Below are 13,625 nucleotides of genomic sequence, written 5' to 3'. Positions count from 1 at the left end.
TTCGTAGAGGGTGTTGCGGGCCGCGCTCGAACGCGCGGCCTACAGTCTTGCGACATTAGCCAAGTGCCTCGGCGAGCGGTAAGGAGCGAATCCGCTTTCCAGTTGCGGCAAAGATCGCGTTGGCAAGTGCCCCAGCTGCAGCGGCCGTTCCTGCCTCGCCGACACCTCCGGGCGCTTCGCCACTCTTGATCTGATAGACCTCGACCTTGGGTGCCTCGTTGATACGAAGTACCCGATAGGTGTCGAAGTTTGTCTGATCGACGGCTCCATCAGTGAAGGTGACCTGGTTGAACATCGCGCTGCTCAGTCCAAAGATCACTCCACCCTCCATCTGGGCGACAACGGTGTCTGGATTGATCACAACGCCGCAATCGACCGCGATGACCGAGCGAAGGAGGCGCACCTCCTTTTCATCGGTGATCTCAATTTCCAGGATGTGGGCGAGATAGCTTCCAAAAGCCACTTGAAGGCTGATGCCCTTGCCCCTTCCCGGCGGCAATGCTTGAACCCAGCCTGCTTTCTCCGCGGCAAGGTTCAGTACCGCAAGTGCTCGCGGATTCTTCGTGAGCATCTTCCGGCGAAACTCAAGCGGGTCCTGCTTTGTCGCGGTCGCCATCTCATCCACAAAGCTCTCGACTACAAAGAGATTGTGCGATGCCCCGACACCTCTCCACCAGCTGGTATTAACACCCGCAGGCTCGTCGCGAACATAATCCGCAAAAACGGCCTCTTCATCGTAGGGGGTCTCCGACGCGCAATCGACGGCATCAGGATCGACGCCATTTTTGAACGCTGCTGGCGCCCACCGTGCGAAAATGGAGGACCCGGTCACCCGATGCGTGCGGCCAATCAAGCGGCCGTCCTTGTCGAGGCCTGCCGCCACCCGGTCGTAGTAATATGGCCGGTAATAGTCGTGGGTCATGTCCTGTTCGCGCGTCCAGACCAGTTTGACCGGGTAGCGGATGTCCTTCAGGAGCTTGGCCGCCAGCTCAATCGTGTCGACGTCCAACCGGCGTCCAAACGCTCCACCCATCAGCTGATTGTTCACGGTGACTTTTTCGACCGGCAGCCCTGTGATGTCGGCGACCGCCTTTTGTGTGCGGACAGGCACCTGTGTGCCTACCCAGACCTCTGCCCGATCGTCCTGAATATGCAGGGTGCAATTTAGGGGCTCCATCGGTGAATGGGACAGGAAAGGTGACCGATAAACTGCCGAAAGCTTTGTTGCGGCGTTTGCTATTACGTCTACCGCTTTATTTTCGTCGCGGATGACGACCCCGGGCTGTTGCGATACCTGGTCCATCTTGGCGACAATAGTGTCCAGCGTGACGGCGCCGGTTTCACCCGGGTCCCATTCGATATTGAGGGCGTCCAGGCCTTGCTTCGCCGCCCACATGTGTTCGCCGATCACCGCAACGGCCTCATTATCGGCTGTAACGATATCGAGGACGCCCTTCACGGCACGAGCCGCAGCTTCGTCCATTTTTGTGAAACGGCCGCCGGTCACCGGAGATATCGCCAGCGTCGCATATTTCATGCCGGGGACCCTGATATCCATACCGTAGACGACCGAACCGTTGACTTTGCCGGGAGTGTCAAGCCTCTTCGCTCGCGTTCCGATGACTTTGAACTGAGATGGGTCCTTCAATGGAACGTCGGCGGGAACGGGCAGCTTTGCCGCCTCGGCGGCAATATCATAGTAGGTCGACGATTGATTTGAAGCGTCGTGATAGATCGTCCCCTCGTGGACCCGACATTGGGCCGGATCGACCCGCCATCTGGCGGCCGCCGCTCCAACAAGCATGATACGCGCCGTAGCGGCTGCCTGCCGTAGCCGCATCCAGTCGGAACGAGTGGATGTCGATCCACCCGTCGCCTGATCGTACAGGATAGGATCCATATATTTCGAAAGGTCCGGCGGAGCGGCTTCCACTTTCAACTGGTCAAGGCGTAGCTCGAGCTCCTCAGCCATCAACATCGCGCTGGATGTATAGATACCCTGCCCTACCTCCGTGTGTGGCATGATCAGGGTGATGCCACTTTCATCAATTTTCACGAAGGCGTTGGGCGTGAAGGCGGCCTCTTCAGAGGAACTCGCTGCGCCGGTTGCTCGCCCCATCCGTGGCAGTTGAACCGCCAGCACAAGACCTCCGGTCGCCAGAACGGTACCTTTGAGGAAGCCGCGACGGGAATGAAGATTGTTGATCATGTCCGTCCCCTCTATGCCGCTGCCGTGTGGATCGCATCGCGGATCCGGACATAAGTGCCGCAACGGCAAATATTGCCTGCCATTGCCTCATCGATGTCGGAGTCTGTCGGCTTTGCATTGGTATTAAGAAGCGCGGTTGCCGACATGATCTGGCCGGATTGACAGTACCCGCACTGGACGACCTCCTTTTCGAGCCACGCTGTCTGGATTTTGCGCCCGTTTTCGGTCTCACCGACGCCCTCGATCGTGGTGATCTGTTGAGCATCGATCATATCCATGGTCGTCTGACAGGATCGAACTGCCATGTTGTCTATCAGGACGGTACAGGCTCCGCATTGGGCGATGCCGCAGCCGTATTTGGTTCCGGTCATGCCGAGCACGTCTCTCAAAACCCAGAGCAGTGGCATGTCGTCCGGGACATCGACTTCATGTGTTTTGCCGTTGATGGTGATCGTCTTCATTGGTCTAACCTTCCTGGCTCACTATTGCGCTGTCAGTGTTTTCAGATAGCTGATGACATCTGCTCGATCCTGGTCTTTCGGGATTGACGCGCTCATGCGGGTCCCCTTGACCAAGGCGGCTGGCGCTTTAAGGAAGGCGTCGAGAGTAGGCTCATCCCAAGTGAGACCAGACCCTTTCAACGCAGCGGAATAGTTGTACCCAGCAATGCTTCCAGCGGGTCGACCGACAACATTCAAAAGACCCGGGCCGACCTTGTTTTGCTCGGTCGTCGCGTGACAGGCACTGCAGCGGGCAAAGACCTTTTTGCCCTTGTCTGGATCTCCATCGGCTTGTACCGACGAGGCCCCAAGCACGATCACCCCCACGGCAATCATAACGGCCCTCATTTTTTCCATGGTTCCCTCCTTCGGAAAATCGGAATGGCGAAAGGGGCAGCAATCTTGCCACCCTTGTTGAATTCGAATGTTAAGTTGCACTTCGAGGCTGCCCAATCCTCGAACTCGCGTAGGTAGCGATGAGAAGAGCGATACCTTCCCCAATCACGCCGGTGATGCCCAGGTCACCAACACCGCCTCTCGAAAGCACGACGGATCCGATGGCGCTGCCCACGGCAAAGCCCAGGTACATGAACGACGTGCTGAGTGAGACTGCGATTGGGACCGCGGGCTGGCCGACCTGAATCAATGTGGCAATCTGTGCTGGATAGAACGCCCAGATCGCGATACCCCAAAAAGCAACCGCAATGACCGTCGGAGCAATGGCCTGATCGGGCGTCAGAACTCTTGCAAAGAATATAAGCGAGAGGAAAACTAACACCGCGAGGGTCAGGCTTGCGGCGACGACCGGTCTTGCTCCCATGCGATCATTCAGGGTGCCACCAAGTACGATGCCGATTGCAGCGCCGATCCCCCAAACCGAGACAACCGCGCTAATTCCATTTGGCCCGAGGCCATCGACCTGGTTCAGATATGGAGCGATGTAGGTCCAGACCGAATAGGTACCGAGCGCCCAGAAGAAGATCACAGCCAGTTCCCGGAAGACTAGGGGGCGTTTAACGATCGCGAGGCGGTCGGAGACCGACGCAACGTGCATTTCGGTGGCATCGGTACGAGGCAGCCTTGCAACCAGCGCAACCACTGCGATGATCGACAGGGCTGCGACGCCAAGGAAAGTCACCCGCCACCCAAGGGCGTTTCCAACGAGTGAGCCAATAGGCAGCCCGATTGCGATTGCTATCGTCAAACCACCATTCAAGATGGCAAGGGCCCGTCCGCGTTTCTCTGGCACAACTAAGGCGCCCATCAAGGCGTTGGCGTTCGGGGTGTAAAGTCCCGCCGCCATGGCAAGCAGGACACGGGCAGAAAAAATTCCCCAGTATCCTTGGGATGCCCAGGCCACTAAATTAGCCAACGCGAAAGCCGCCATGGTCAGGACGAGCAGACGTTTGCGGTCGACCCTTCCGAACAGGATGGTTAGGAGCGGCGATGTGATCGCCAAGGTAAGGGTGAAGACGGTGACCAGGCTACCTAGTGCCGAGACTGGAAGTGAAAGATCCTCGCCCATTTTTGGCAGAAGGGGAACAATCATGAACCCCTCCGTGCCAATAGCAAAAGTACCTAATGCCATGATGTAGGCTGGCGCGAGCGACTGACCTGCCGCGCGTTCGCTGGAAATAGAAGTCATTTGGATCGCCTCTGCGCCAGCCTGCAGTTATGACGCTGCCTTGATGAAGGCCATCACGTCTGCATTGAACTTCTCAGCCTGGGTCTGAGCTAGACCGTGAGGCGCACCCGGATAGACCTTGAGCGTTGCATTCTTGACGATCTTTGCGCTCTTGAGGCCAGCTGCTGCGATCGGCACGATCTGATCGTCATCCCCATGAATGATGAGGGTCGGCTTGTCGATCTTCTTGAGGTCGTCGGTGTAGTCGACTTCCGAAAATTCGCGAATGCAATCGTATTCGCCCTTGATACCGCCTTCCATTCCCATCAGCCAGAACGTTTCACGGAGGCCTTCGTTGACCTTGGCGCCCTCGCGATTGAAGCCATAGAAAGGCATCGTCAGATCCTTGTAGAACTGCGAGCGATCGGTCGCAGTGCCCTTTCGGATGCCGTCGAAGGCTTCAATGGGAGTGCCTTCAGGATTGGCATCGGTCTTGAGCATCAGCGGCGGAACTGCGCCGACCAGCACCACTTTAGAAACCCGCTTAGTGCCGTGACGGCCAATGTAATGCGCGACTTCGCCGCCACCGGTGGAGTGGCCGATCATGACCAAGTCCTTCAGATCGAGATGCTCGATGACCTCAGCGAGGTCGTCTGCATACTGATCCATATTGTTACCGGTCCAGGGCTGATCAGACTTTCCATGGCCACGACGGTCGTGAGCAATGACCCGGAAGCCATTCATGCCGAAATACAGCATCTGTGCGTCCCAGGCGTCACTCGAAAGTGGCCAGCCGTGCGAGAAAAGGATCGGCTGCCCCTTGCCCCAGTCCTTGTAAGCGATTTTGGTACCGTCTTTGGTCGTGACAAAGTTCATGTGATGGTTTCCTTGTTTTGTTTTGGCTGCAGCTTGAGTCTCTCGCGGCAAGCCGACTGCAAATGCTGCGGTTACGGCGGCACCGGCCAGCAGCGTATCGCGGCGGCTGATGAGAAATTCATTGGACATTTTCGTTCCTCTCGTCAGGAGATTAGCGCCTCTAATCAGGCGTTTGCGGATGCGTGTACGTCTGCCGAGCCAAGGCGACGCCACGAAGCCGGAGTGTGTTGAGTGGTGCACTTGCCAGCGCTCAGGCGCCGCCACTTGAGCGGGGTGACACCAACCAGACGCTTGAACACCTTCGAGAGATGCGCTTGGTCACTCAGACCACACGCCTGTGCGATTTGGCTCAGCGGCTCATCGGTCGAAGAAATGAGATATTTCGCGGCATCAACGCGGCGGCTCAAAACGTAGTCATAGGGCGAGCGGCCGAAGGAGACCTTGAAACCCTTCGAGAACCGGCTCGCGCTCAAGCGGACTTGGTCGCCCAGTTCCTGGACACGGATGCAGCCATCAATGTTTTCATCGATATAGCGGACAACCTTGTTCTTTTGCCAATCGGAAAGGCCCGCAACGGTCTTGTGGGAATTTCGGAGGGAGCCGTGGGCCATGTCCGCGAGCCGAACACGACTTTCCGGACGTAGTTCGATTGCAGTGTCTTGAGGTCCTAGACCCCAGACGCGTTCACCGCCCGGGCCTACGAGGAATGGTATGAATGAAACCGTTCGTGTCATGGCAGTGTCCTTTCTGCTTCGATGGCTGAAAGGTAGCTGCAGGCTGCCCCGTAACACGAGCTAAGCGATGTTAAGAGATGTTAGGGCGTCAACGACCCGGAGCGCGTTCCGTTAACAATACCGATTTCGCCACCACGGTTGCCTGCTATTTGAAGGTTCGCGTGGGCGCCCGATGATACAATAAACGGTTCTAGGGCGAGCCTATATGTGAAGCGAGGCGGATAGGGAGCTCCAAGCACCAAATGCAACAGAATGACGTCACTTTGGATGGACGGACTGATAGTCTCCGGCCCCTAGCTGGACAAGTAGCGCTTTTGACCCGAGCGGATGAAGGGGTCGGCATGGCCACAGCCATCGCGTTGGCTCGATGCGGCGCCAATCTGGCATTGACGCTTCTCGACACGGAAGTTGAGCCTGCTTTGCTAGACGAACTCCGTGGCATCGGCTGTAAAGTCGTCGTGTTTAGAGCGCCGACGGATTCGAGCTCAACACAGCATACCCAGCTGGTTCGACAGGTGATGGCGGAATTCGGCAGGATTGACGTCTTGGTTGCTAACTCTGAGTATCGTGTTCAATGGCAAGTTGACGACGATGACCTCGATGAGGACCAAGTTGAGTTCCAATATTCCATGAACGTGAAATCCAATATTGCTCTCATAAGAGCCGTGATCAGAGTGATGACGGACGGCGGACGCGTTATTGCACTTGGGTCGAGCCTGGCTGATCGCGTCGGAACCCCTGGCCTCGCCGATTTTGCGGCAACCCGCGCCGCGTTGGCCGCCTTCTGCAAGGGCGCGGCGCATGATCTGGGGCCGCGCGGAATATCAATCAACGTCGTCCAGATGGGCGCCATCGCATTCGACGCAGTTGCAGTTTCACCGGACATCATCGAATCCGAACGCGCGTCAACTGCCCTCAAGAGGCTTGGAAGGCCGTCGGAAGTTGCAAGTGCAATCACATTTCTTGCTGGGCCGAGCGCCTCTTTCATCACAGGCAGCGTGTTGAACGTCGACGGCGGGTATAACGCATAGCCCGCTTGTTCACGCAGAGGTTCATTGAACCCATGAACCAGTTGGTTTATAGACCATTCAGATATCAAGAATGGGCTGAGCATGAGAGTGGCATCCGTACAAGCGTTGGACCTTTCAGCTTCAGCAGCAGGTGAAAACGACCGCATTTTTGTAGTCTCTCGGCCGATCAGGTCTCGCGACTAATGACTGTACTGAGATTTGGTCGTTTCGAACTCGATATCGCTCATCGCAGCCTCTCCGAGTCGGGGAAAATCCTTCACCTTGGCGGCCGTGCTTTCGACATTTTGGCCGTTTTAGTTGCACGAGCTGGGCAGATCATCAGTAAAGATGAACTGATTAAAGCCGTTTGGACGACTACGACCGTCGACGAAGGCGCTCTGCGCGTCCATATGGTGACGCTTCGAAAGTTGTTGGGGGATAGAGAGGCCGGGCGATATATCGAAAATATCCCTGGACGTGGCTACGCCTTTGTCATGCCGGTCCAATCTGTTGAAGATGGTGAGAGCAGCAGTGACGTGCAGCCGGTTGCGGTTCCAAAGGCGAACATCTCAAGCAGTTTGCCCCGTCTTGCAGGACGATTGATAGGCCGGGAGACTTTTGTTGAGGAGACCGCACGACTTGTGGCCTCGAACCGCCTCGTCACGATCGCTGGTGCCGGAGGAATTGGAAAAACGTCCGTGGCTCTTGCTGTTGGCGAGATCCTGAGCGAGTCACGGCCTGTCCTGTTTGTAGATCTTGCTGCACTCACCGACGGGCGGCTCATCATGCCGACACTTGCTTCGCTGCTTGGAGTCACAGTGTTTTCGGACGATGCCGAGCCCGGCGTCTTGCGGGCATTGGAAGATAGCAATGTTCTGCTTGTTTTCGACAATTGCGAGCACCTGATTCTGGAGGCCGCGTCTTCGACCGAAGACATTCTGACTGCTACGCCTAACGTTTCGATCTTGGCTACCAGCCGTGAACCTCTGCGCGTTTCAGGCGAAAGGATCCGGCAACTGCCCTCGCTGGTCATTCCGCCGGAGGACGTCACCAACGCTGATTGGTCCTCCTTTTCAGCCATGGAACTCCTTATCGACAGGATGATGCTTTCATCTGACGTCGAAAGTTTTGATCGGCCTGAGGATTTTGAGACCGCTGCGTCAATCGTGAGGCGGCTTGATGGAATTCCGTTGGCGATCGAATTTGCAGCCTCCCGCGTCGCCCACCTTGGCCTTGTCAATCTTGCCAATTCCCTGGATGACCCGCTGACCGTGTTGCGACGGGGGCGCCGTACCGCCCCACCCCGCCAACAGACCCTGCGAGCCACGCTGGACTGGAGCTTCGATAGCCTGACGCCCACAGAGAAAACGCTTTTCGAATACGTTGCCGTGTTTGCCGGTTCATTCTCGTCGGATGCAGCTCTCTCTGTTAGCGGAGGCCGTCTCTCCGAGGACGACTTCTACGAAGCTTTTGACGGTCTGTTCCTGAAGTCATTTCTATCCGTGAGCGCCGGAGACGGAAGCTATCGACTTCTCGAAACGACTAGGCGCTATGGTCTTGAGAAGCTGGAGAAGAGCGGTCAGTCGGATGCGATCAGATCCGCGCACGCTGTCTATTGTGAAAAGGAGCTGCAAAGCGCGGAAGCCGATTGGAAGGTTCTGGCCACTCCGCAGTGGATGCGACGCTACTCATCTCTGATTAATGACGTCCGAGCTGCGATACAGTGGAGCTTCGACAACGAACGCGACGCCGATTTCGCGATCCGTCTCTCGGCGAAGTCAACGGTTCTGTGGGCGCAACTCGGCCTCATGAACGAACAGACGAAGGTGGTCGAGCAAGCCTTAGCCAGACTTCCGGGTTCACAACACGTAGGGACGCGCGTCGAAATGGAGCTTCGGATATCGAGGGGTGGAGCGTTATTCCACGTCCGAGGCTACCCTGCCGACCCTGAAGCCTTGGAGGAATTCGATCGCAGTGCCGAGATTGCGGAATCGCTGGGCGACATGCCCACATTCATAAGAGCTACGGCGGGCCGAGCCTCCATTTGGGTTTCAAACGCGCGATACGCTGAAGCTATTGATATGGCGCTCAAACTCGGAATTCGTTTTCCCCAGATGTCGTTGGGATCTTTCAGCCGGATGCTTGAGCACGGATACTTCTTCCATGGCAACCTCAAGCTAGCCTCTGAACATGTGAACGGATCTCTTCGGGATGCTGAGGGGTCTCTGCGACGGACCCTAAACGATGGTGTCGGTTTCGATCAGCGCATCATTTCACGAGCGGTGCTCATTTTCGTGAAATTCTTGCAGGGTGAAACCTCTGAAGCATTCGGGGAACTCGACTCCGCCTTGGAAGAGGCCCGTGCTCTCGATTATTCGATATCAACGTGTTTACTTTTGTTTTTGACGGCATCGCCGATCGCGTTCTTGTCTGGCGATCAAAAGCGAGCGGGTGAGTATCTAGATATAGCCGAGACACTCACCAAAAAGCATGACCTCCACAGATGGTCGCTATGGGTGGCTGCCTATCGGTCCTTTATCTCTGATGGCATTCAACAGCCAGAGACAGAAGAAATTTTCCGTTCGGCAGTCGGAATGAGGTTGGAATACCTGCTCGTCTTGGCGGGCGTTCGGGCGCCGTTAGAGGCCTTGGATCGAGGCATAAAAGGAGAAGGCGGCTGGTGCCGTCCAGAACTACTCCGGATAAAGGCCAAGGTATTAAACGAGTCCGACCCAATTCAAGCCCAGTCGCTGATCGAAGCTGCCCTGGATGACGCGCGTCGGATGGAAGCCCCCTTCTGGGAACTTAGGGCGGCTAACACAGCCTATGAACTGGCGGGGCCTAATCAGGAGATCAAAGCGCGTAAAATGGTCAAGAGCGCTCTCGATAAAGTCGATGGAGCCTATTTGACCGCCGATATTGCGAAGGCACGGGAGATTCTCGACCTCGGTGATCTCTGACGGACGGGTCGACCGCCCGCCAGAAACACGACGATCAGGCTCAGCGGGGAATCGGATTGTCGATCAGGCTTTGGTTGAACTGCGTGAAGAAAACATGTTCGCCGGAACCGGGGTTGTCGCGCAGCGGTTTGACCATGTCGACGACAATTTCGGGCGACTCACTCGCAAGCTTCGCCATCGTCTCGTTGATGAAAGCTTCCAGCGGCATCGCCCGAGGATCACCGCTCTTCTTGATCAAATCGGTGTCAACCCACGGCGGAGCGATCTCCTGCACCGATACAGAGGTCTCGCGAAGTGCGAAACGCAGCGACAGCGAATAGGAGTGCAATGCTGCCTTCGTGGAGGAGTAAACGGCATTGTAGGCGATCGGCACGTAGGCGAGCACCGACGTGTTGTTGATGATCACGGCGTCTGCCTTCGTCTTGAGATGCTCGACGAGTGCAGACGTCATCCGGATGGGACCGAGAAGGTTGGTGTTTACGATGCTTTGGAGAACTGTCTCCTCGATGGGATGCGCGGCGTCATCAAACGGCATGATGCCAGCATTGTTGACCAGGACGTTGAGGTCTGGGTAGTCCGCAACAATGCGCTGTGTCACCGAGTTGATGCTTTCGACATCGGTTATGTCCAGCTCGTAAGCCGCCATCCCAGGATTGGCGGTGATGACGTCATCGAGATACGACTTTCGGCGTCCTGAAATGATCACCTGGTTCCCGAGGTTGTGGAACGCTTCAGCGAGGCCGCGACCGATGCCGGAACCGCCACCAGTGATGAAAATCGTGTTTCCCTTAAGGTTCATTGCTATTCTCCCTGAAAAATTGAGCGATGCTGCCCGGCCCTATTCAGGACCGGCGCAGCGTTGGGATCGACCAATCTGGCGGAGAAAAGGCGCTTAGGTCTGCTGGCCCGTGCGCCGTCGCTGCAATCCGTGTTGGCTCGACAACATCAAGATCGAGCAACGGGCGCGAAATTGCGAGTTAAGGCTTGCTAAGAGATATTAGGGTCCTTAACGCCCTACTGAGCTGGAACGTGCACAATTTCGGAAGCCGCGGCAGGGTCGCCTGAGGTTGCGATTGGAAGGACGATTTCGAATATCGCGCCACCTTCGCCGTGGTTCCTAGCAGACAACGACCCACCATGAGCCTCAACGATCGTCTTGCAGATCGCGAGGCCCATCCCCATTCCATCACCCTTCGTTGTGAAGAACGGAGTGAACAACTTCATGATATTTGCTTCATCTATGCCTGTGCCGTGATCCCTCACCGATACCTTTAAAAACTCTGAGTCATCGCCATGGATTTGCAGGGTGATCTCGCGCGATGCGTCAGGCACATCCTTCATTGCATGAAGGCCGTTCGTGATCAGATTTGCGATGACCTGCTGTAGCTCGACCTTATCGGCGACCACGCTGCCGCTCCTCGCAAAATCAATCCGAACCGTCGTCGCGCTGCTGGTCGTTTCCCTCTCGAGTAAGCCCACGACATCCAGGACGAGTTCGCCCAGATCAAGGATCTCAGGCCGCTTACCACCACCCTTCAGCCTCTCGCGGGTTCTCTGGATAATCTGGCTAGCCCTGACGCTGTGTTCAACAGCTCTTTCCGCGGCCTTGGTCGCCGCCGCAAGATCGGGCGGGCTCGTTTGAAGCCACCGAACGCAGGCTTGGGCAAACATGACAACCGCACCGATCGGCTGATTGACCTCATGAGCAATCGATGCCGAAATTGCGCCGACAGTTGCAACACGGCTGGCGCGTGCGAGTTCTCCTTGGGCAACGAGCAGTGCTTCCTTCGCCTGTTCGCGTTGGGTCACGTCGATCATCGCGCAGGCGACACGGTCATATGCCGCGGCATCATCTGGGAAAGCGATGTAGAAAACCACGATAACTTCACGTCCGTCGTGGCGCAAAAGCTTGGTTTCGATCTCGAGATTATGAACCTGGTTCGACATCGCTGTAACGATCGAAACAGCGAGATCATTGCTAGGCGGCAGGAAACGGTCAATTGATCCCAGAACGTCGTGACGGGACGCGCAGCCGAGTAGCGGGACCGTTGCTTCGTTAACGTCAACAAAGCGTATCAGCTGTGAGCATTCATTGCCGAAGGCAGGATCCGACACAAGAAGTGCGGAGATATCAACCCTATCATTCCGCAGTTTTTCAATGCGTTGATATAGTTCGGCGAGTTCAACCTCACCTAGCGAGACGTGCGACTGTTCAAAGATCGAACGGTAGCGCTTTTCACTCTGCGCGAGCGCACCAAGGGTACGGCGCCTTGCGCTGGCATCGAACGCGACCCAACTCATTCCGCCGGTGATGGCGAGATAGAACCCAACGGCAACGAGACCGCTGTAATCAGCGAGCGCCTGGGCCGCCACTGGCGAGAAAGCACCGCCGATAATGCCACCAATGTTAAAAGCGATCGATGTTCCAGTGTACCGAACCCGTGCCGGAAAGAGGCCTGGAAGCCAAGCTCCCAACGGCCCGTTCACGAAGCCCATCGAAAACAGCGAGAACGCAAGAAACAGGAAAATGACGAAAAGCGATCCGCTGCCCAGCATTGGAGACAAGGCAATACCCGAGACAATCGTTCCGAAGCAGCCGTAGATGAGAACGCGCTCAGGCTCCATGCGATCTGACAGCCAACAAGCGAGGACGATCGCGACGGCCATGAAGCCGATTGCGCCCAGCTCGACCATCAGGAAGGTTGGTCGAGAGTAGCCGAGCGTGGATGTTCCGTAGCCAAGCGCGAAGGCTGTTACGGTGTAATATAGCGAAAAGCATGCGACGACGCCGAAAACGCCAGCAACGACGGCGCCCATGTGGTCGCGAAGGACCTCGACCAACGGCACGTTTGCTGGCTGCGCCTCGGCCATTGCCTCCTGGAATTCCGGCGTCTCTACGAGATTGAATCGGACCCAAAGCCCCATAACGACCAAAGGAGCACTTGCAAGGAAGGGTACTCGCCACCCCCAGTCGACGAACTGCTCCGGTGATAGAGCGAGGGTTAGGCACAGAAATAATCCATTGGCTAGAACGAAGCCGATCGGTGCACCGAGCGGCGCAAACATAGCGAATCGAGCCTTCCAACCAGGAGGCGCGTTCTCCAGCGCCAGCAAAACAGCGCCTGTCCACTCGCCGCCGAGTGCCAGGCCCTGTCCGAACCGAAGCATGCACAGAAGAAGTGGAGCGAGCCAACCAACCACTGCATAAGTCGGCAACAGGCCGATTGCCGCTGTGGAGATCCCCATCATGAGTAGCGATGCCATCAAGGTGGTCTTACGGCCGACCCGATCACCGAAATGTCCGAAAACGGCTCCGCCGAGCGGGCGGGCAATAAAGGCGATGCCGAAGCTGGCATAAGCGCCTATTAGCTCCAAAGAGCTGACGGAAGCTGGGAAAAACAGCGGACCGAAAATCAAGCTGGCAGCTGTGGCGTATATGTAGAAGTCGTAAAATTCGACAGAAGTCCCGATGAGGCTGGATAACAGGACCCGGACCGTCATTGGCCGGTCAATGCTTGGATGGAAACTCCTCGCGGGCGTCAAAATCGCGCTATCGATCATAAAATTCTAAGCCGTTCCTGGAGTTGTCGGCAAAATGCGTCGTTGGTTCCCGTAGGCTCCGGATTTTTTGTAGTCAATGTCCGACGCTCAAATCCAATACCATTGGATAGGGTTGGCTTGCTACGGTCAGCGGCCAATTCATATTGACGGG

The 13,625-nt window shown here is 56.5% G+C and carries 10 protein-coding genes; 2 read left to right on the top strand and 8 right to left on the bottom strand.

From position 1 onward, the window contains the following. Positions 1–55: 55 nt before the first annotated feature. The 6 genes from AC245Y_RS28180 to AC245Y_RS28155 all read right to left on the bottom strand — a co-directional run bounded on the left by AC245Y_RS28180 (position 56) and on the right by AC245Y_RS28155 (position 5,820). A complete protein-coding gene (locus AC245Y_RS28180; RefSeq protein WP_017996723.1) occupies positions 56–2,209 on the bottom strand; it encodes a xanthine dehydrogenase family protein molybdopterin-binding subunit in 2,154 nt (717 codons plus the stop codon). An 11-nt stretch (positions 2,210–2,220) separates the two neighbouring features. Continuing rightward, positions 2,221–2,670, bottom strand: a complete 450-nt coding sequence (locus tag AC245Y_RS28175; protein WP_017996724.1) for a (2Fe-2S)-binding protein — start codon at positions 2,668–2,670, stop codon at positions 2,221–2,223. A 21-nt stretch (positions 2,671–2,691) separates the two neighbouring features. Continuing rightward, entirely contained in the window at positions 2,692–3,066 is a 375-nt protein-coding gene (locus tag AC245Y_RS28170) for a c-type cytochrome (RefSeq protein WP_017996725.1), read from the bottom strand. A gap of 70 nt (positions 3,067–3,136) precedes the next feature. Beyond that, positions 3,137–4,354 (bottom strand): MFS transporter, encoded by a 1,218-nt coding sequence (locus tag AC245Y_RS28165; protein ID WP_017996726.1) that lies wholly within the window; start codon positions 4,352–4,354, stop codon positions 3,137–3,139. A 27-nt stretch (positions 4,355–4,381) separates the two neighbouring features. Further along, complete coding sequence (locus AC245Y_RS28160; protein ID WP_026157650.1) at positions 4,382–5,209, bottom strand: alpha/beta fold hydrolase; 828 nt, start codon at positions 5,207–5,209, stop codon at positions 4,382–4,384. A gap of 164 nt (positions 5,210–5,373) precedes the next feature. After that, a complete protein-coding gene (locus AC245Y_RS28155; RefSeq protein WP_017996728.1) occupies positions 5,374–5,820 on the bottom strand; it encodes a helix-turn-helix domain-containing protein in 447 nt (148 codons plus the stop codon). A 464-nt stretch (positions 5,821–6,284) separates the two neighbouring features. Between AC245Y_RS28155 and AC245Y_RS28150 the strand changes: the two genes are divergently transcribed. Then, on the top strand, positions 6,285–6,974 hold the full coding sequence (locus AC245Y_RS28150; protein ID WP_020487120.1) for an SDR family oxidoreductase: 690 nt from the start codon (positions 6,285–6,287) through the stop codon (positions 6,972–6,974). 182 nt (positions 6,975–7,156) lie between these two features. Next, positions 7,157–9,913 carry an ATP-binding protein gene (locus AC245Y_RS28145; protein ID WP_017996730.1) on the top strand — a complete coding sequence of 919 codons (2,757 nt, stop codon included), beginning with the start codon at positions 7,157–7,159 and terminating at the stop codon, positions 9,911–9,913. A 40-nt stretch (positions 9,914–9,953) separates the two neighbouring features. On the opposite strand, the gene AC245Y_RS28140 is transcribed toward AC245Y_RS28145, so the two are convergent. Then, complete coding sequence (locus AC245Y_RS28140; protein ID WP_017996731.1) at positions 9,954–10,712, bottom strand: SDR family oxidoreductase; 759 nt, start codon at positions 10,710–10,712, stop codon at positions 9,954–9,956. A gap of 215 nt (positions 10,713–10,927) precedes the next feature. Next, positions 10,928–13,474, bottom strand: a complete 2,547-nt coding sequence (locus AC245Y_RS28135; protein ID WP_017996732.1) for an MFS transporter — start codon at positions 13,472–13,474, stop codon at positions 10,928–10,930. Positions 13,475–13,625 lie beyond the last annotated feature (151 nt).

The organism is Rhizobium sp. SRDI943 (genome assembly GCF_057653695.1).
This window is presented reverse-complemented; position numbering and strand designations above follow the sequence as displayed.